12 protein-coding genes and 1 pseudogene are annotated in these 18643 nt (G+C 67.1%); 9 read left to right on the forward strand and 4 right to left on the reverse strand.

Annotation, left to right across the window (positions count from 1 at the left end; translation table 11 throughout):
* Window positions 1–111: 111 nt before the first annotated feature.
* The 4 genes and pseudogenes from C8C95_RS17385 (at window position 112) to C8C95_RS17400 (ending at window position 5357) form a co-directional block, all read left to right on the forward strand.
* Entirely contained in the window at window positions 112–2634 is a 2523-nt protein-coding gene (locus tag C8C95_RS17385) for a DNA internalization-related competence protein ComEC/Rec2 (RefSeq protein ID WP_116749391.1), read from the forward strand.
* 85 nt (window positions 2635–2719) lie between these two features.
* On the forward strand, window positions 2720–4255 hold the full coding sequence (locus tag C8C95_RS17390) for a circularly permuted type 2 ATP-grasp protein (RefSeq protein WP_099729780.1): 1536 nt from the start codon (window positions 2720–2722) through the stop codon (window positions 4253–4255).
* 2 nt (window positions 4256–4257) lie between these two features.
* Window positions 4258–4326: pseudogene (locus tag C8C95_RS23880) on the forward strand (alpha-E domain-containing protein); the annotation flags it as partial.
* A 71-nt stretch (window positions 4327–4397) separates the two neighbouring features.
* The gene (locus C8C95_RS17400) at window positions 4398–5357 is read left to right on the forward strand and encodes an alpha-E domain-containing protein (RefSeq protein ID WP_055400923.1); all 960 of its coding nucleotides are present in this window, start codon (window positions 4398–4400) and stop codon (window positions 5355–5357) included.
* Here C8C95_RS17400 and C8C95_RS17405 read toward each other — a convergent pair.
* The 3 genes from C8C95_RS17405 to C8C95_RS17415 all read right to left on the reverse strand — a co-directional run bounded on the left by C8C95_RS17405 (window position 5323) and on the right by C8C95_RS17415 (window position 7136).
* Window positions 5323–5832 carry a hypothetical protein gene (locus C8C95_RS17405; protein ID WP_116749393.1) on the reverse strand — a complete coding sequence of 170 codons (510 nt, stop codon included), beginning with the start codon at window positions 5830–5832 and terminating at the stop codon, window positions 5323–5325. The genes C8C95_RS17400 and C8C95_RS17405 overlap by 35 nt on opposite strands.
* On the reverse strand, window positions 5829–6110 hold the full coding sequence (locus tag C8C95_RS17410) for a VF530 family protein (RefSeq protein ID WP_056061753.1): 282 nt from the start codon (window positions 6108–6110) through the stop codon (window positions 5829–5831). Before C8C95_RS17410 ends, C8C95_RS17405 begins: the two co-directional genes overlap by 4 nt.
* Window positions 6111–6218: 108 nt before the next feature.
* Window positions 6219–7136, reverse strand: coding sequence for a LysR family transcriptional regulator (locus C8C95_RS17415; RefSeq protein WP_056061756.1), 918 nt, complete (start codon window positions 7134–7136; stop codon window positions 6219–6221).
* Window positions 7137–7328: 192 nt separating this feature from the next.
* On the opposite strand from C8C95_RS17415, the gene C8C95_RS17420 reads away from it, so the two are divergent.
* The 4 genes from C8C95_RS17420 to C8C95_RS17435 all read left to right on the forward strand — a co-directional run bounded on the left by C8C95_RS17420 (window position 7329) and on the right by C8C95_RS17435 (window position 14803).
* Entirely contained in the window at window positions 7329–8210 is an 882-nt protein-coding gene (locus tag C8C95_RS17420) for an alpha/beta hydrolase (protein ID WP_192418796.1), read from the forward strand.
* 471 nt (window positions 8211–8681) lie between these two features.
* Window positions 8682–9944 (forward strand): efflux RND transporter periplasmic adaptor subunit, encoded by a 1263-nt coding sequence (locus tag C8C95_RS17425; protein ID WP_056061759.1) that lies wholly within the window; start codon window positions 8682–8684, stop codon window positions 9942–9944.
* 28 nt (window positions 9945–9972) lie between these two features.
* Window positions 9973–13206, forward strand: a complete 3234-nt coding sequence (locus tag C8C95_RS17430) for an efflux RND transporter permease subunit (RefSeq protein ID WP_116749394.1) — start codon at window positions 9973–9975, stop codon at window positions 13204–13206.
* Between the two features lie 100 nt (window positions 13207–13306).
* On the forward strand, window positions 13307–14803 hold the full coding sequence (locus C8C95_RS17435) for an efflux transporter outer membrane subunit (RefSeq protein ID WP_116749395.1): 1497 nt from the start codon (window positions 13307–13309) through the stop codon (window positions 14801–14803).
* 953 nt (window positions 14804–15756) lie between these two features.
* Here C8C95_RS17435 and C8C95_RS17445 read toward each other — a convergent pair.
* Window positions 15757–16929, reverse strand: a complete 1173-nt coding sequence (locus C8C95_RS17445; protein WP_116749397.1) for a pyridoxal phosphate-dependent aminotransferase — start codon at window positions 16927–16929, stop codon at window positions 15757–15759.
* A gap of 88 nt (window positions 16930–17017) precedes the next feature.
* Between C8C95_RS17445 and C8C95_RS17450 the strand changes: the two genes are divergently transcribed.
* Window positions 17018–18454: an NAD-dependent succinate-semialdehyde dehydrogenase gene (locus C8C95_RS17450; RefSeq protein ID WP_116749398.1), complete on the forward strand. Its 1437-nt coding sequence runs from the start codon at window positions 17018–17020 to the stop codon at window positions 18452–18454.
* Window positions 18455–18643 lie beyond the last annotated feature (189 nt).

The raw sequence follows: 18643 nt of genomic DNA on the forward strand, positions 1-18643 counted from the left end.
TGGATAGACGAGAGCGGTCTGGTGCGCAGGCCGCCGAGCGCGGTAAGTGTTACACAGCACCCCACCATCGCGCCGACGTGGCAGGCCCTGGCGGCGCATTAGCATCAGCGCATGTCCGCCATAAGCGCCTCTAATGCCACGCCGCTGTCCGCCACAGGCTGGGGCGTGGAGGGGCCATTGCCCCCGCGTCCGTGGCTCCTGCCCGCTGTGTTGCTGGGCGTGGTGGCCGGGGCTGCGCTGCAGCTGCAGCAGCCCATGCTGTGGTCCGCTGCGGCCTATGGGTGGCTGTTGGGGGCGGGTCTGCTGCTGGGCGGTGGTGCGGAGGCCGCCGCGCGGCGGCGCCCAGGGCTTCGCTGGGCTCGCAGTGCCATCGCCATGGCGCCCTGGCTGATGTTGCTGGCGGGGGCGCTGGCCATGGCGGGAGGCACCGGCCTGCGGGCCGTGGCCTACCAGGCGCAGGCATTGCCGGCAGCGTTGGAGGGCAAGGACCTGCGCATCACTGGCGTGGTGGCCGCCATGCCGCAGATCAACGAGGCGGGCACCCGCTGGCGCATGGTGGTGGAGGGAGCGACGCTGCAAGGCGCGCCGGTGTCCTTGCCGCCCCTGGTGGATGTGGCCTGGTATGGCGGCGCTTTCGGCGGTGCGGGCGAGCGGTGGCAGATCACCGTGCGCCTGAAGGCGCCCCATGGCCTGCGCAACCCGCATGGCTTTGACTACGAACTGTGGATGTGGGAGCAGGGCCTGCAGGCCACTGGTTACGTGCGCGCGGGCCCCAAGGACGAGCCGCCGGTGCGTGTGGCCGCCACCTGGCAGTACCCGGTGGAGCAGTTGCGCCAGCGTGTGCGGGACGCCATCCTGGAGCGCCTGGTATTCGGGCAGGATGGCTCGGGCAATGACATCGCCGACCCCACCCGCACGCGCACGGCGGGCGTGGTGGCGGCGCTGGTCACCGGCGACCAGCGTGCTATTGACCGTGCAGACTGGGATGTGTTCCGTGCCACCGGGGTGGCCCACCTCATGAGCATTTCGGGTCTCCACATCACGCTGTTCGCCTGGCTGGCGGCGCTGGTGGTGCGGGCGTTGTGGCGGCGCTCGCCCCGGTTGAGCCTGGCGGTGCCTGCGCAATCCGCTGCACTGGTGTCGGGTGTGCTGCTGGCCACGGCCTACGCCCTGTTCAGCGGCTGGGGCGTGCCCGCGCAGCGCACCGTGATCATGCTGGCCATCGTGGGGCTGCTGCAGCTGAGCGGGCGCCGCTGGCCCTGGCCCCAGGTGTGGCTGCTCGCCTGTGGGGCCGTGGTGGTGCTGGACCCCTGGGCGCTGGCACAGGCAGGTTTCTGGCTGAGCTTTGTGGCTGTGGGGGTGCTATTTGCTACTAATCCAATAGCTACAGGGTCAAGTAGCACTAGCGCTACAGGCCATTTTTATGCATTGGTGCGCGAGCAGTGGGTGGTCACGCTGGCGCTCACGCCCCTGGGCTTGCTGCTGTTTGGCCAGGTGTCGCTGGTGGGTTTTGTCGCCAACCTGGTGGCCATCCCCTGGGTGACGCTGGTGGTCACGCCGCTGGCGCTGGGTGGCGTGCTGTGGGCCCCATTGTGGAGCGCTGCGGCTCTTAGCCTGCAGCCGTTCACCGCGTTGCTGCAGTGGCTGGCGCAGTGGCCCTGGGCCGCTGTGTTTTTGCCTGCCGCGCCGCTGTGGGCGGGTGTGGCGGCGGTGGCAGGGGGCGCGCTCTTGGCCATGCGCCTGCCCTGGCGCCTGCGTTTGCTGGCGTTGCCCCTGCTGCTGCCGGTGTTGTGGTGGCAGCCCGAGCGGCCGGCTGCGGGGCAGTTGGAGCTGCTGGCCGCCGACATCGGCCAGGGCAATGCCGTGCTGGTGCGCACGGCCACGCACACCCTGCTGTATGACGCGGGGCCGCGCTTCAGCCGCGAGAGCGATGCGGGCCACCGCGTGCTGGTGCCGCTGCTGCGGGCGCTGGGGGAGCAGGTGGATGTGCTCATGCTCAGCCACCGCGATGCCGACCACACGGGCGGCGCAGCGGCCGTGCTGGCCCAGCAGCCGCGCGCCGAACTGACCGGCTCCATCGAAGCCGAGCACGCCCTGCAGCGCTTGCGCCCCAGCAGGCCCTGCCTGGCAGGCCAGCGCTGGGAGTGGGATGGCGTGGCTTTCGAGGTGCTGCATCCGCTGCCCGGTGACGACGCCCCTGTGGCGGCCAAGGCCCCGCGTCCCAATGCACTCAGCTGCGTGCTGCGCATCACGGCCGCCGGGCCCGAGGGCGGGACGGCCCTGCTGGTGGGCGACATCGAGGCACCGCAGGAGCAAGCCTTGCTGGCGCGCAGCGCGCCCTTGCGGGCCGACCTGCTGCTGGTGCCGCACCACGGCAGCAAGACCTCGTCGTCGGCGGCTTTTCTGGAAGCTGTCCAGCCGCGCACCGCTTTGGTGCAGGCTGGTTATCGCAACCGGTTCGGTCATCCGGCGCCGGATGTGCTGCAGCGCTACCGTGCGCGCCAGATTGCGGTGGTGGAATCGTCGCGCTGCGGGGCCGCCCGCTGGTCCTCGTCGCAGCCTGGGCAGGTGGCCTGCGAACGCGACACCGGCGAGCGCTATTGGCAGCACCGCATGGTGCCACGGGACGACTGATTCGGGGCCGATGGCGCAGCGCCGCCAGGGGTGTTGGGCGGGGGTGGGCTCACAACTTGCTATCCTGATCGCAGGAGGCCCGTTCATGCAGAAATTTGACGAGATGTACGCCATGCTGCCGTTTGATGGCAGCGACGTGCGGGAACACTACAAGCGCTATGCGCAGTGGTTGAGCAAACAGCCCCCTGACGTGATGCAGGCCCGCAGGGCCGAAGCCGAGATGATCTTCCGGCGCGTGGGCATCACCTTCGCCGTCTACGGCGCCAAGGATGAAGGCGGCGCAGGCAACGAGCGGTTGATCCCGTTCGACCTGATCCCTCGCATCATTCCGGCCCACGAGTGGGCCAGCATGCAGCAGGGGCTGGTGCAGCGTGTCACGGCGCTCAACCGTTTCATCCACGACGTGTACCACGGCCAGGACATCATCCGCGCCGGCATCGTGCCCGCCGATCTCATCCTGAACAATGCGCAGTACCGCCCCGAGATGGCCGGCGTGCATGTGCCGCAGGACATCTACGCGCACATCGCAGGCATCGACATCGTGCGCGCCCCTGATGCCCAGGGCAATGGTGAGTACTACGTGCTCGAAGACAACCTGCGCGTGCCCAGCGGCGTGAGCTACATGCTCGAAAACCGCAAGATGATGATGCGGCTGTTCCCCGAGCTGTTCAGCCTGCACAAGGTGGCGCCGGTGGCCCACTACCCCGACATGCTGCTCGAAACCCTGCGCGCCAGCGCCCCCGCCACGGCGGATGAGCCTACGGTGGTGGTACTCACGCCAGGCATGCACAACAGTGCGTACTTCGAGCACGCCTTCCTGGCCCAGCAGATGGGGGTGGAGTTGGTGGAGGGCCAGGACCTGGTGGTCAAGGACAAGTTCGTGTACATGCGCACCACACGTGGCCTGCAGCGGGTGGACGTGATCTATCGCCGCGTGGACGATGACTTCCTCGACCCCCAAGTCTTCCGCCGCAATTCCACCCTGGGCTGCTACGGCCTCATGGAGGCTTACCGCGCGGGCAACGTGGGCATCTGCAACGCTGTGGGCACGGGCGTGGCGGACGACAAGTCCGTCTACCCCTATGTGCCGGAGATGATCCGCTTTTACCTGGGCGAGGAGCCCATCCTGAAGAACGTGCCCACCTGGATGTGCCGCAAGCAGGACGACCTGCAGCACGTGCTAGCCAACCTCAAGGACCTGGTGGTGAAGGAAGTGCACGGCGCGGGCGGCTACGGCATGCTCATCGGCCCTGCCGCTACGCAGGCCGAGATCGAGGACTTTCGCCGCGCGCTGCTGGCCAACCCGGCGGGCTACATCGCGCAGCCCACGCTCAGCCTGTCAAGCTGCCCCACCTATGTGGAAAGCGGCATTGCCCCGCGCCACATCGACCTGCGCCCCTTTGTGCTCAGCGGCCGCGAGGTGCAGATGGCCGCCGGCGGCCTCACGCGCGTGGCGCTGCAAGAGGGCTCGCTGGTGGTGAATTCGTCGCAGGGCGGGGGCACCAAGGACACCTGGGTGCTGGGCGAGGGTACGCCCGCAGCGCAACCCAAGGCCGTGCAATCCCAGTCGCAATCGCAGGGACAAGGTCAGTCGCAAAGTCAATCGCAAGGGAGCCTCTGAACATGCTGAGCCGCACCGCCGACCATCTGTTCTGGATGTCCCGCTACACCGAGCGGGCTGAAAACGCCGCCGAAAGCGGGGTTTCAGCACAACACAGCCAGCGTGCGCAGCACGCGCGGGGTTCTCTGCCCGGGGAGGAAAAATGCTAAGTCGCACTGCCGATCATCTGTTCTGGATGTCCCGATATACAGAGCGGGCAGAGAACACAGCAAGAATGCTCAATGTAAGCTACGAGACCTCCCTGTTGCCCCAGGCTGCCGATGTGGCGCAAAAAGGCTGGGAGGGCCTGCTGTCCATCAGCGAGCTGATCCCTGCCTACACCGCCAAGCATGGTGAAGTGACGCCCGCCAACGTGCTGGAGTTCATGGTGCACGATGGCAATAACCCGTCGTCCATCCTGTCGTGCCTGCGCGCCGCGCGCGAGAACGCGCGGGCCGTGCGCGGCGCGCTCACCACCGAGGTGTGGGAAACGCAGAACCAGACTTGGCTGGAACTGCACCGGCAACTGGAGGGCGGCGCGTTTGAGCGCGACCCAGGCCAGTTCTTTGAATGGGTGAAGTACCGCTCGCACCTCTCACGCGGCGTGGTGCTGGGCACCATGCTGCAGGACGAGGCGTTTCACTTCTTGCGCATGGGCACCTTCCTGGAGCGCGCGGACAACACCGCGCGCCTGCTGGATGTGAAGTTCCACGCGGTCAAGAACGACTTTTTTGGCCGCCCCAGTGACCGCAACCAGGAAAGCGACTTCTACCACTGGAGCGCCATCTTGCGCAGCGTGTCGGCGTTCGAGGTGTACCGCAAGGTCTACCGCGACGTGATCACGCCGGGCCGCGTGGCCGACCTGCTGATCCTGAGCCGCGACATGCCGCGCTCGCTGCACGCGTGCCTGCGCGAGGTGGTGGACAACCTGGCCGTGCTGGCCAACGGGCAGTCCGCCGAGACCAGCCGCAGGGCAGGGCGCCTGCTGGCCGACCTGCAGTACGGCCGCATCGACGAAATCCTGGCGACCGGGCTGCACGCGTTCCTCACGCAGTTCCTGGACCGGGTGAACGACCTGGGTGGCGGCATCAGCCGCGATTTTCTGGTGACGTCCGGCGATTGAAAACCAGCAGGGCGGCGCCATGCCAGGCCAGCGCTGCTGCGTAGGGAATGAGCGGTGCCCAGGGAGAGCCCAGCCAGGCCCTTGCCTGGGGGCTGCTGAACCACGCTAACCAGGCGGGCAGGGTTGCACCCCACGACGCGTGCAGGTGGGCCTGCAGTAGGCCACAGGCGGTAAGCCCCAGGCCCACCAGCGTGCCTACCGCGATGCCGTAGGCGACCGGCAGCTTGCGGCGGCCCGCCATCGCCATGAAGGCTGCGCTGAAGAACACCCCCAGGAACACGGTGGCCAGCCAGGCCACCGGCCACCAGCCTGCATCACCGGCTCCAGACCGGGCCACCAGTAGCGCATTGAAACCACCCATGGCGCCCAGCGCCAGCAGCGGTACCAGAAAGTTGCGATACCGCGCGCTCAGCTGTGCCGAATGCGCCGCCTGATTGGGCGTTGTTGCGGTATGGCTGCGCGCATCGCTGCTCATTCTTGCGCGTTGCGCCGCTGGTCCCGCAGCATGAAGAGGTAGAGGCTTTCGACCTTCTCGCGCGCCCAGGGGGTCTTGCGCAGGAACTTGAGGCTGGAGCCCACGCTGGGGTCGATCTGGAAGCAGCGGATGGGAATCTGCCGCCCTAGCTCATCCCAGCCAAAGTAGTCGGCCAGGCCCACCACCATGGCTTCGAGTGTCACGCCGTGCAACGGATTGCGTGGCTGGGTGGGCTTGTTGGCCGGTGGGGCGGGTGGCGGGGTCTCTGGAGTGCTCATGGCTCCAAGCATACAGACTGGGAGCATGACCACGCCCTGAGGGCAATCCTGTCGTTTGCATCGGGCGTTAACCCCACCACCGCCACCATAGAACCGATTCAGGGTGCGTCAGGCTTTGCGCTGCAGATGGGCCTCGCGCTGGAACAGCTCGGCCGCCCAGTCCACAAACGCGCGCACCTTGGCGCTAAGGTGGCGGTTGGGCGGGTACACCACATACACGGGCAGCAGGGGTTGGGTCCAGTCGGGCAGCAGTTGCACCAGGGCTCCGCTGGCGAGGTAGCGCTGGGCTTGCCAGCTGGTGATCTGGCCAATGCCCAGGCCCGCCACGATGGAGGTGACGTAGGCGTTGGCCTCGTTCACGCTCAGCTGGTAGGGGCCGGTGATGTCGATGGACTCATCACCCCGGCGAAACTCCAGCGGATAGTGCCGCCCGCTCTGCGGCGAGAAGTAGATCACGCTGGCATGTTTCTCCTCGATCTCCAGCGGGTGTGTGGGTGTGCCCTTGCGCTCCAGGTAGGCGGGTGCGGCGACGGTGATGAACTCCAGGTTGCCAATGCGGCGGGCCACCAGTGACTGGTCGCTCAGCTCGCCCCCCCGGATCACGCAGTCTACGTTGTCCCCGATCAGATCCACCGTGCGGTCGCTCACACCCAGGTCCACCTGGATGTCCGGGTAGCGGGCATGGAACTCCGCCAGTTGCGGAATGATGAGCAACTGGGCCACCGACGTGCCCACGTCGATGCGCAGCCGCCCGCGCGGGTTGGCGCGCGCGTTGGTCATGCTGGCCTCGATGTCGTCCAGGTCGGTCAACAGCCGCACCGTGCGGTCGTAGTAGGCCGCGCCATCGGGTGTCACGGTCACGCGGCGGGTGGTGCGGTTGAGCAGCTTCACGCGCAGCCGCTCCTCCAGCGCCTGCACATGCTTGGTCACCGTGGCTTTGGGCAGGCTCAGCGAGTCCGCTGCCCGGGTAAACGTGCCGGCCTCCACCACCCGCACGAATATGCGCATGGCCTGTATCTGGTCCATGGCTTCTCCTTGAGTCATCAGCACCCAGATTGGGTGCTGAGGAATTCTCACACGGGCGCCCCGGTTTGATTGTTGAGCTTTTGGAAACAGTGCGGTGGTGTTTGACCTGTTTATCAGAAAGGCCCAACCCACTACATTTCATCCATCGTCAACCGACCTTCCACCTATCCACCTACCTACTGGGTACCTGCCATGCAGCCCGACCGCCCGTCTTCATCCTCTTTGCCCACGCAGCCCGCTGCGGCGCCCGCCAAGGCGTCCGGGGTGGCTGCGTCCGTCTGCACCGATTCCACCATTGAGGTGGCCCAGGGGCAGGACGTGGAAGTGCGCATGTACGGCCGCAAGAAGACCGGTCAGGCGTCACCGGTGGTCGTGCACTTCCACGGCGGGGCCTTTATGTCGGGCGATCTGGATAACGGCTGCACGGTGGCTTCTCTGCTGGAGAGTGCCGGGGCCGTGGTGGTGTCGGTCGCGTATCCGCTCACGCCCTTTCCACAGCCGGTGGACACGGGTTACGGTGTGCTCAAGTGGGTGCACAAGCACCGCACCAAGCTCGGCGGGCAAGGCGCCGCCGTGTACCTGGCGGGCGAAGAGGCCGGTGGCAACCTGGCGGCGGCCGTGGCACTGATGGCGCGTGACCAGTCTCACCCCCCGCTGGCCGGGCAGATCCTGCTGTCGCCCATGCTGGACCCCTGTGTGGGCACCGCGTCGCTGCGCGAGGCCACGGGGGATTCCACGGGCTGCAAGTGGACCGAGGGCTGGCGCAACTTTCTGCGCTGCCCGCGCGATGCCGAGCACCCCTATGCGGTGCCTGCCGGTGCGCAGCGCCTGGCGGGGCTGCCCCCCACTCTGATCCTGGTGGGCGACACCGACCCCATGCACGACGAGGCGCTGGCCTACGCGGCCCGGCTGGAGGCTGCCGGCCTGCCGGTCACGCGTCACGTGTTCTCCAAGAACCCGCAATGGCCCGATGCCCTGCTGCAGACCGGCCCGCACGAATGTCCGTGTGCGGCGGGTGCGCAGGAGCAGTTCCGGCAGTTCTTTGCCTCCACGCGAAGTCCGGTGCCGTCCTGACGACGGCCCCTGACACCTTCTCACACCCCTGACAGCCGCTGACCTCCACCCGGGTGGAGGCAGAGAAACGCGGGCTCGGCGCGAGCCCCATTTCCTTTTTGCATCTTGATTTCCGGCCTGGCGTGCCGGAGGGGAAACGCTTGCCCGGCGTTGCCCGCTCCGCATGTCCTAGAGCCCACGTTAGCCATTCAAACGACACGGAGGAAAGAACTCACCATGCATGCACCCCTGATCCCGTTGGCCTGCGGCCGCTGTCACAGCGCACCTGCCCGCACCGTCTTTTGACGGTGGCACGCAGGCCGCCCCGGTGTCTGTCGCCGGGGTATTGACCTTTCCACCGTGTCATTGCCGAGACTTCATTTCGCGCCTATTGCATTGACACCTGCCGAGCGCAGCCCACAGGCGCCAGCGCACGGCAGACAAGTTTCACAGCGTGCTCCACAAGGGCACAACTACTGATCGAAAGTGACCATGAACTTCCCATCCTTCTCCAAGTTCTCCCAGCGCCGCCCCCTGGGTCTGGCCACCCTTGCCACGGCCGTGACGGCCACCGTGGCGGCTGCTGTTCTGGTGTTTCAGGCACCCGTGGCGCAGGCGGATAGCGCCCCCGCAGCACCGCCCGCTATGCCGGTGTCGGTGGCTGCCGTGCTGCAAAAAGACATCGCCCTGTGGGACGAGTTTTCCGGCCGGCTCGAAGCCGTGCAGCGCGTGGACGTGCGCCCGCGCGTCTCGGGCGCCGTGCAGGCCGTGCACTTCCGCGAAGGCTCGCTGGTCAAGCAGGGCGACCTGCTGGTCACGGTGGACCCAGCCCCCTACGCTGCGGAGGTGGACCGCGCCGAAGCCCAGGTGGTCGCTGCGCAGGCCCGCCTGTCGTACACCCGCAGCGAACTGGAGCGCGCCACGCGCCTGCTCGAAGAAAAAGCCATCGCCCAGCGCGAGCATGACGAGCGCCTGAACGCCCAGCGCGAGGCCGATGCCAACCTGCGCGCCGCCCAGGCCGCGCTGCAGACCGCGAAGCTGAACCTGGGCTACACCCAGGTGCGTGCCCCTGTGGCGGGCCGTGTGGGCCGCATCGAAGTCACCGTCGGCAACCTGGTGGCGGCCGGCGCGGGCGCCCCCGTGCTGACCACGCTGGTGTCCGTGAGCCCCATCTACGCAAGCTTCGACACCGACGAGCAGATCGTGGTGAAGGCCCTGGCCGACCTGCAAAGCGGCCAGCGTGGCAACAGCGCTCGCCAGCTCATTGAGCGCATCCCCGTGCAGATGGGCACGGGCACCACGGGCGGCACGCCGCACGCCGGTCGCTTGCAGCTCATCGACAACCAGGTCGATGCCAAGAGCGGCACCGTGCGCGTGCGCGCCGTGTTCGACAACGAAGACGGCTCGCTCATCCCCGGCCAGTTCGCCCGCATCCGCATGGGCCAGGCCCGCAACACCCAGGCGCTGCTCATCAACGAGCGTGCCGTGGGCACCGACCAGAACAAGAAGTTCGTGATGGTGGTGGGCGAGGGCAACAAGGCCGAGTACCGCGAGGTCACCCTGGGCGCGCCGATTGACGGCCTGCGCGTGGTCACCTCGGGCCTCAAGGCGGGCGAGAACATCGTCGTCAACGGCCTGCAGCGCGTGCGCCCCGGGGCCGTGGTGGCGCCACAGCCTGTGCCCATGACCGCCAAGGCCGAGATTGCGGGTGATCGCAAGGAAGCCAAGAACGCCGCCAAGTCGCCAGCCGCCTGAGCGCGCTGGACACCAGGAATTTGCATCCATGAACCTGTCCCGTTTTTTCATCGACCGCCCCATCTTTGCCGGGGTGCTGTCGGTGCTCATCTTCCTCGGGGGGCTCATCGCATTGCGCGGTCTGCCCATCTCCGAATACCCTGAAGTCGCGCCGCCCTCCGTGGTGGTGCGCGCACAGTACCCGGGCGCGAACCCCAAGGTGATCGCCGAGACCGTGGCCACGCCGCTGGAAGAATCCATCAACGGTGTGGAAGGCATGCTCTACATGGGCAGCCAAGCCACCACCGACGGCGTGATGACGCTGACCGTGACCTTTGCGCTGGGCACCGACCCCGACAAGGCCCAACAGCTGGTGCAGAACCGTGTCTCGCAGGCCGAGCCGCGCCTGCCCGAGGAAGTGCGCCGCCTGGGCGTCACCACCGTCAAGAGCGCGCCGGACCTGACCATGGTGGTCCACCTGGTCTCGCCCAACAACCGCTACGACATCGACTACCTGCGCAACTACGCGGTGCTCAACGTGAAGGACCGCCTTGCGCGCATCCAGGGCGTGGGCCAGGTGCAGATCTTTGGCGGCGGCGACTACTCCATGCGTGTGTGGCTCGACCCGCAAAAGGTCGCGCAGCGCGGCCTCTCGGCCAGCGACGTGGTGGCAGCCATCCGCGGCCAGAACGTGCAAGCCGCTGCAGGTGTGGTGGGCGCATCGCCCGGCCTGCCCGGCGTGGACTTGCAACTGTCCATCAACGCGCAGGGCCGCCTGCAGACCGAGGAAGAGTTCGGCGACATCATCGTCAAGACCGGTGCGGATGGTGCGGTGACGCGCCTGCGCGACATCGCCCGCCTGGAGCTGGGCGCGGCCGACTATTCGCTGCGCTCGCTGCTCAACAACGACCCTGCCGTGGGCATGGGCGTGTTCCAGGCGCCGGGCTCCAACGCGCTCGACATCTCGGCCAACGTGCGCAAGACCATGGACGAGATCCAGAAGAACATGCCCGAAGGCGTGGAGTACCGGATTGCGTACGACCCCACGCAGTTCGTGCGTGCGTCGATCAAGTCCGTGATCCACACGCTGCTCGAAGCCATCGCCCTCGTGGTGCTGGTGGTGATTTTGTTCCTGCAGACCTGGCGCGCGTCCATCATCCCGCTGCTGGCTGTGCCGGTGTCGGTGGTGGGTACGTTTGCCGTGCTGCACCTGCTGGGCTTCTCGATCAACGCGCTCTCCCTGTTCGGGCTGGTGCTGGCCATCGGCATCGTGGTGGACGATGCCATCGTGGTGGTGGAGAACGTCGAGCGCAACATCGAGGCGGGCCTGACCCCGCGCGAGGCCACCTACCGCGCCATGCGTGAAGTCTCCGGCCCTATCATTGCCATCGCACTGGTGCTGGTGGCGGTGTTCGTGCCACTGGCTTTCATCAGCGGGCTCACGGGCCAGTTCTATCGCCAGTTTGCGGTGACGATCGCGATCTCCACGGTGATCTCGGCCATCAACTCGCTGACCCTGTCGCCTGCGCTGTCAGCACTGCTGCTCAAGGGCCACGACGAGCCCAAGGACGCGCTTACGCGCGGTATGGACAAGGTGTTCGGCGGCCTGTTCCGCGGCTTCAATCGCTTGTTCCATCGCGGCTCCGAGGCCTACAGCGGTGGCGTCAAGCGCGTCATCGGCCGCAAGGCGCTGATGTTCGTGATCTACCTCGCGCTGGTGGGCGCCACAGTCGGCCTGTTCAAGATCGTGCCCGGCGGCTTCGTGCCCGCGCAGGACAAGCAGTATCTGATCGGCTTTGCGCAGCTGCCCGACGGCGCCACGCTGGACCGCACCGAGAACGTGATCCGCCGCATGGGCGAGATCATGAAGGAGAACCCGAACGTCGAAGACGCGATTGCCTTCCCCGGCCTGTCGATCAACGGCTTCACCAACAGCTCCAACTCCGGCATCGTGTTCGCCACGCTCAAGCCCTTTGCAGAGCGCACTCGCGCCGACCAGAGCGGCGGCGCCGTGGCGGGCCAGCTGAACCAGGCCTTCGGCAGCATCCAGGACGCGTTCATCGCCATGTTCCCGCCGCCACCCGTGGCGGGCCTGGGCACCACGGGCGGCTTCAAGCTGCAGATCGAAGACCGCGCCTCGCTGGGCTACGAAGCCATGGACAACGCCGTGAAGGCCTTCATGGGCAAGGCTTACCAGACACCAGAGCTGGCCGGCTTGTTCACCAGCTGGCAGGTCAACGTGCCGCAGCTGTACGCCAACATTGATCGCACCAAGGCGCGCCAGTTGGGCGTGCCCGTGACGGATATCTTCGACACGCTGCAGATCTACCTGGGCAGCCTGTACGCCAACGACTTCAACCAGTTCGGCCGTACCTACAGCGTGCGTGTGCAGGCCGATGCCGCCTACCGGGCGCGGGCGGAAGACGTGGGCCTGCTCAAGGTGCGCTCCAGCACCGGTGAGATGGTGCCGTTGTCGGCGCTGATGAAGATGGAGCCGAGCTTCGGCCCTGAGCGCGCCATGCGCTACAACGGCTACCTGGCGGCGGACGTGAATGGCGGCCCCGCGCCCGGCTATTCATCGGGCCAGGCGCAGGCAGCCATCGAGCGCATCGCCAAGGAGACGCTGCCCCAGGGCATCACGTTTGAATGGACCGAGCTGACCTACCAGGAGATCCTGGCCGGTAACTCCGCCGTGCTGGTGTTCCCGCTGGCCATCCTGCTGGTGTTCCTGGTGCTGGCCGCGCAGTACGAAAGCCTGACGCTGCCCATCGCCATCATCCTGATCGTGCCCATGGGCATCCTGGCCGCGATGACGGGCGTGTGGCTTACCAAGGGCGACAACAACGTGTTCACGCAGATCGGGCTCATCGTGCTGGTGGGGCTGTCGGCCAAGAACGCGATCCTGATCGTGGAGTTTGCGCGTGAGCTGGAGTTTGCCGGGCGCACCCCCGTGCAGGCCGCCATCGAGGCCAGCCGCCTGCGGCTGCGCCCCATCCTGATGACCTCGCTGGCCTTCGTGATGGGCGTGCTGCCCCTGGTGCTGTCCACCGGAGCGGGCGCCGAAATGCGCAGCGCCATGGGTGTGGCGGTGTTCGCCGGGATGATCGGGGTGACGGCCTTTGGCCTGTTCCTCACACCCGTGTTCTACGTGCTGCTGCGCAAGCTGGCGGGCAACCGCCCCCTGGTGGAGCATGGTGCGCATGTGGCGCCCATCTCGCACGCCCCGGGTTCTGGTGGCACGGCCCACCCCGTGCTGGCCGCGCCGCGCAAGGAGCACGAGTGATGCTTCTGAGCACGCTGACAACAAACATCTTTGTGGCCCTCGCCACGTGCTCCGCGCTGCCAATTGCAGCGGGCGCAGCGGCCGGGGCAGGAGAACAACCATGACCGATTTGCTTTTGACAAAAAACTCCACCGATGGAGCACTCGCAGTGCGCAAGCGCAGCCTGCTGGCACCCCTGGCCGCCGCCCTGGTGCTGGCCGGTTGCATGACCCAGCCCGTGGCCCCCGCGCCGCATGCGGGCGTGCCCGTGCCTACCAATTTCACGGCAGGTGGCGATGCACTGCCCACCGCCCCCTGGACCGTGGCCGCCCCCGCCGAGGCGCAGCCGCGCGGCGAGTGGTGGCTGGGCTTTCAAGATCCGGTGCTGGCCGACCTGGTGCAGCGTGCGGGCACGGCCAACACCAGCATCCAGCAGGCGGCAGCACGGCTGGCCGAGGCGCGTACGCTGCTGCGCTCTGCCGACGCCGCGCGCTCGGTGCAAGTGGGCGCCTCGGCCGGTGTGACGCGTCAGGCAGGCGCTGCCACCACGGGCAGCGCAGCACCTGCCACGTTGGGCACGGCGGGGCTCAATGCATCGTACGAGCTGGACCTGTTCGGCCGCCTCTCGCAAACCAGTGACGCCGCGCGGCTGGACGCCGACGCGCGCGAAGCTTTGCTGCAAAGCACGCGCCTCATGGTGCAGGCTGACGTGGCGCAAACCTATCTGCAGCTGCGCGCCGTGCAGGCCGAGCAGGTGCTGGTGCAAGAGAGCCTGGCCGCGTACCAGGACACGCTGCGCCTGACGCAGCGCCGCCTGCAGGCCGGCGATGTGGCCGAGCTGGACGTGGCCCGCGTGCAGACCGAGGTGGCCGCCACCGAGTCCGATGCCCTGGCCTTGCAGCGCCAGCAGGCCCTGCTGACCAACGCGCTGGCTGTGCTGGCCGGCGAGGTGGCCAGCGGCTTTGTGCTGCCGCCCGCGACGGGCGACGCCGCGTTGCCGGTGATCCCGCCGGGCGTGCCCGGCACGGTGCTGGCGCGCCGGCCCGATGTGTCGGCCGCGCAAACCGCCGTGCTGGCCGCGCAGGCCCGCGTGGGCGTGGCGCAGAAGGCGTGGTTCCCGGCCGTCACGCTCACGGGCAATGCGGGGCATGCGTCTCCCGAGCTGGGTGACCTGTTCAAGTGGTCGGCCCGTGCCTGGGGCGTGAGTGCGCTGCTGTCGCTGCCGATCTTTGACGGCGGCCAGCGCGACGCGCAGATCGAGGGCGCCAAGGCACGCCTGGAGGCTGCGCTGGCGGACCACCGTGGGCAGGTGCTCAATGCGTTTCGTGACGTGGAGGATCAGCTGACCTCGCTGCGTTTGCTGTCTGGCCAGGCCGAAGCGCAAGGGCGGGCGGTGACGGCTGCGCGGCGGGCCACGCAGTTGTCGGACGTGCGGTATCGCAATGGGTTGGTGAGCCAGCTCGAATTGCTGGACGCGCGCCGCAGCGAGTTGCGCAATCGGCGGCAGGAGCTGCAGGTGCGGACGGCGCAGTATGTGGCGACGGTGGGGTTGATTCGGGCGCTCGGAGGAGGGTGGGGGGATCGGCCTGCGGTGAAGATGGCTGCTGTGCCGCAGTAGTTTTTTTAGCGACTTTGGCTGCTTGCGCTAGTGGGATATGCGCTGGTAGCTATTGATTTTGTAGTGTTGGTTTTTGTGCGCTGATTGAGCCGCATGCCTTTGTTGAGGGCGGAGGCCGGGAGTCGCCCCGGCGGGCGAGGTACTTTTCTTTGCTTCGCCAAAGAAAAGTACCCAAAAGAAAGGCGACCCCCAGTCTGCGACCCCTGCGCTTCGCTACGGGGCAAACCTGTGGCGGGGCGGTTGCGGGGTGCGCCGTGGAACTCGCTCTGCGCTGGCGCGCGCCGCTCAGACATCCACGGCGAGTCAGTTCACGAAGCATGGGCGCTCCGACGCCCATGCCACCCCGCAACCGCCCCGCCGCAGGCGCAGCCAGCAGGGGTGGACAACCAAACATCCAACAGCCGAACAGCCACACGGGCCATCGCTGCGCTCGGCCCAGCTTTCGCAGCGCGTGGCGCTTGCGCCCGCGAGATTGGGCCGAGCAAAGCGATGGCCCGGATGGATGTCCGATTCGCGGGTTCCCTTCTGGATGCGCCTGGGGCGCGCAGGGCGCGGGGTGGCATGCGCGTCGGAGCGCGCATGCTTCGTGAACTGACTCACCGCAGTTGTCCGAGCGGAGCGCCGCAGGCGCGCAGCGAGTTCTGCGGTGCACCCCGTGACCGAGCACCCCAGGTTGCCCCGCCGCGCAGCGAAGGGGTCGCAGACAGTAGGGTCGCCCTTTCTTTGGTTCCTTTCTTTCGGCGACGCGAAAGAAAGGGACTCGCCCGCCGGGGCGACATCCCGGCCTCTGCCCTCAACCCAAGCACGCCGCCCAAACCGGAGAACGAGCTTCCCCCGGCTCCGACAAGCTCAGCGCGAACGGGAAGGAGAGCCCCAATAACTATAAAAACAATAGCTGCTAGCGCTTATTCCAAAAGCGCCAGCAGCCAAAATCGTTCAAAAATCCCTTTCCATCACCCCTTCAACCACCCCCTCAACCTCCCCACCCCTTCCCCCAACCTCCCCAGATCCTGACTCGCAAAACACCACCGCAACCACCCCGCAGCCTCTCCCCCAAACGCGCTGCCGGGAGCCAACCCCAACCCCGCCTCCCGCACCAACCGCTTGGCCAGCGGCAAACACTCGTCATGCCCGTCGATGTGGAAGAACGCATACATGCCCCCACGTGGCGTGGCCACCGACACTCCCGGCACCTCGGCCAGCAGCGGCACCAGCGTGTCGCGGCAGTTGCGTAGATGGTTCACCAGCGCGGGCGTCACCTCCTCCGTGCGCTGCAGCGCCACCGTGGCTCCGCGCTGCACAAACACCGGCGCGCACGAGGTGTTGAACTCGATCAGCTTGCCCACTGCCTGGGTGAGTGACGGCGGCAACACCAGCCACCCAAGGCGCCAGCCGGTCATCAAAAAGCTCTTGGAAAAGCTGTGCGTCACGATCAGCCGGTCCTCGGGCTCAGCCACGTCCAGAAAGCTGGGGGCCGCGCCATTGGCCGTGTCGCCCGCGTAGTACAGCCGCTCGTACACCTCGTCCGCCAGAATCCACGTGCCCGTGCGGCGGCAGTGCGCCAGGATGGTGGCTTGCTCCTCGCGCGTCAGCGTCCAGCCCGTGGGGTTGTTGGGTGCGTTGACGACCAGCAGGCGCGTGCCGGGTGTGATGGCAGCCAGCAGCGCATCCATGTCCAGGCGCCATGCGCCGTGCACGTCGGCCACCAGCGGCACAGTGCGCACCTGCGCCCCCAGAATGCGCGGCTGCGCCACCAGGTTGGGCCACACGGGCGTCACCAGCACCACCTCGTCGCCCGCGTCCACCAGGGCCTGCACGGCCACCATCAGGCCGTTCACCCCGCCGGACGTCACTGCGATGCGGTCGAACCACGCATCGGTGTGCTGCTGCGGGTGCAGGCCGTGCATGTAGCCCGCAATCGCGTGGCGCAGTTCGGGCAGGCCCAGGTTATGGGCGTAGAACGTCTCGCCGTGCTGCAGCGACGCAATGGCCGCCTCGCGGATGAAATCGGGAGTCACCTCGTCGCTCTCGCCAAACCAGAACTTCAGCACATCGCTGCGTCCCAGGCCTTCGTTGGCCACTTCGCGGATGCGCGACTCTTCGAGGCTTTGGACTACTTCTCGCATGCAATCTCCTTGAAATACACAGCCATCATCGCAGGCGTATAGTCGTTTTTTTGATTTTTTCACCACATTGGCTGACCAACCAACGCTCATGACCTATCCCAACACCCAGCTCTTCATCGCAGGCCAGTGGCAAGACGCCGCCGAAGGCAAGACCCTTGCCGTGTTCAACCCCGCCACGGGCAAAGAAATCGGCCGTGTGGCCCACGCCACCAAGGTGGACCTGGACCGCGCGCTGGACGCCGCACAAAAGGGCTTTGAAGCCTGGCGCGACATGCCCGCCGCCGAGCGTGCCAAGACCATGCGCCGCGCCGCCGCCCTGATGCGCGAGCGCGCCGAGGCCATCGCTGCCATCATGGTGCAAGAGCAGGGCAAGCCCCTGGCCGAAGCCAAGGTCGAGACCATGGCGTCCGCCGACATCATCGAATGGTTTGCCGACGAGTCGCTGCGTGTGTACGGCCGCATCGTGCCCTCGCGCAATCTCAAGGCCACGCAGATGGTGCTGAAGGACCCGGTGGGACCCGTGGCGGCCTTCACGCCGTGGAACTTCCCCATCAACCAGGTGGTGCGCAAACTGGCCGCTGCGCTGGGCGCAGGCTGCTCCATCCTGGTCAAGGCACCCGAAGAAACCCCCGCCAGCCCGGCCGAGCTGATCCGTGCGTTTGCCGATGCGGGCGTGCCCGCAGGCACCGTGGGCCTGGTCTATGGCGACCCTGCTGAAATCTCCAACTACCTGATTCCGCACCCCATCATCCGCAAGGTCACGTTCACCGGCTCCACGCCCGTGGGCAAGCAGCTGGCGGCATTGGCCGGCAAGCACATGAAGCGCGTGACGATGGAACTGGGCGGCCACGCACCGGTGATCGTGGCGGAAGACGCCGACCTGGAGCTGGCCATCAAGATCGGCAGCGGCGCCAAGTTCCGCAATGCGGGCCAGGTCTGCATCTCGCCCACGCGCTACCTGGTGCATGAAAGCATCCGCGCCGACTTTGCGGCCGCGTTCGCCAAATATGCCCAGGGCCTGAAGGTCGGCGACGGCCTCGCGGCTGGCACGCAGATGGGCCCGCTGGCCAACCCGCGCCGCATCACTGCCATGGCCGATTTGCTGGCCGACGCGGTGCAGCAGGGCGCCAAGGTGCTGACCGGTGGCGAGCGCATCGGCACCGAGGGCAACTTCTTCCAGCCCACCGTGCTGAACGATGTGCCCCTGTCGGCCCGGATCGTGAACGAAGAGCCCTTTGGCCCCGTGGCCGCGATTCGCGGGTTTGAGAAGATTGAAGACGCCATAGCCGAAGCCAACCGCCTACCGTTTGGCTTGGCGGGTTATGCGTTCACCTCGTCGCTGAAGAACGCACACCTGCTGGCCCAGCGCCTGGAAGTGGGCATGCTCTGGATCAACCAGGCCGCCGCACCTGCAGCCGAGCTGCCGTTTGGTGGCCTGAAGGATTCGGGCTACGGCTCCGAGGGTGGCCCCGAGGCCATCGAGGCGCACCTGAACACGCGCCTGGTGTCGATCATGAACGTGTGAGGGCGACCATCGCGCTTTTTGAATAGGTTCTCAGCGCGGTAGTCACAGGCCTCCTGTGCCATGGGCATCGGGGGCCTTTTTGCTTTCTGAGAACCTGGTCACGAGCTTTTCAAGGTCGCACAAGAGGGGGGCAACGGCAGGCCGTACGGCTTGCGGGCATAGAGAAGATTCCCTCACTGACGGTGCCGC

The sequence above is a fragment of the Acidovorax sp. 99 genome, assembly GCF_003096455.1.
Taxonomy (GTDB): domain Bacteria; phylum Pseudomonadota; class Gammaproteobacteria; order Burkholderiales; family Burkholderiaceae_C; genus Acidovorax; species Acidovorax delafieldii.

Coding starts and splice junctions, on each gene's coding strand:
- C8C95_RS17385 (WP_116749391.1), top strand. CDS start 112: ATGTCCGCCATAAGCGCCTCTAATGCCACGCCGCTGTCCGCCACAGGC.
- C8C95_RS17390 (WP_099729780.1), top strand. CDS start 2,720: ATGCAGAAATTTGACGAGATGTACGCCATGCTGCCGTTTGATGGCAGC.
- C8C95_RS17400 (WP_055400923.1), top strand. CDS start 4,398: ATGCTAAGTCGCACTGCCGATCATCTGTTCTGGATGTCCCGATATACA.
- C8C95_RS17405 (WP_116749393.1), bottom strand. CDS start 5,832: ATGAGCAGCGATGCGCGCAGCCATACCGCAACAACGCCCAATCAGGCG.
- C8C95_RS17410 (WP_056061753.1), bottom strand. CDS start 6,110: ATGAGCACTCCAGAGACCCCGCCACCCGCCCCACCGGCCAACAAGCCC.
- C8C95_RS17415 (WP_056061756.1), bottom strand. CDS start 7,136: ATGGACCAGATACAGGCCATGCGCATATTCGTGCGGGTGGTGGAGGCC.
- C8C95_RS17420 (WP_192418796.1), top strand. CDS start 7,329: ATGCAGCCCGACCGCCCGTCTTCATCCTCTTTGCCCACGCAGCCCGCT.
- C8C95_RS17425 (WP_056061759.1), top strand. CDS start 8,682: ATGAACTTCCCATCCTTCTCCAAGTTCTCCCAGCGCCGCCCCCTGGGT.
- C8C95_RS17430 (WP_116749394.1), top strand. CDS start 9,973: ATGAACCTGTCCCGTTTTTTCATCGACCGCCCCATCTTTGCCGGGGTG.
- C8C95_RS17435 (WP_116749395.1), top strand. CDS start 13,307: ATGACCGATTTGCTTTTGACAAAAAACTCCACCGATGGAGCACTCGCA.
- C8C95_RS17445 (WP_116749397.1), bottom strand. CDS start 16,929: ATGCGAGAAGTAGTCCAAAGCCTCGAAGAGTCGCGCATCCGCGAAGTG.
- C8C95_RS17450 (WP_116749398.1), top strand. CDS start 17,018: ATGACCTATCCCAACACCCAGCTCTTCATCGCAGGCCAGTGGCAAGAC.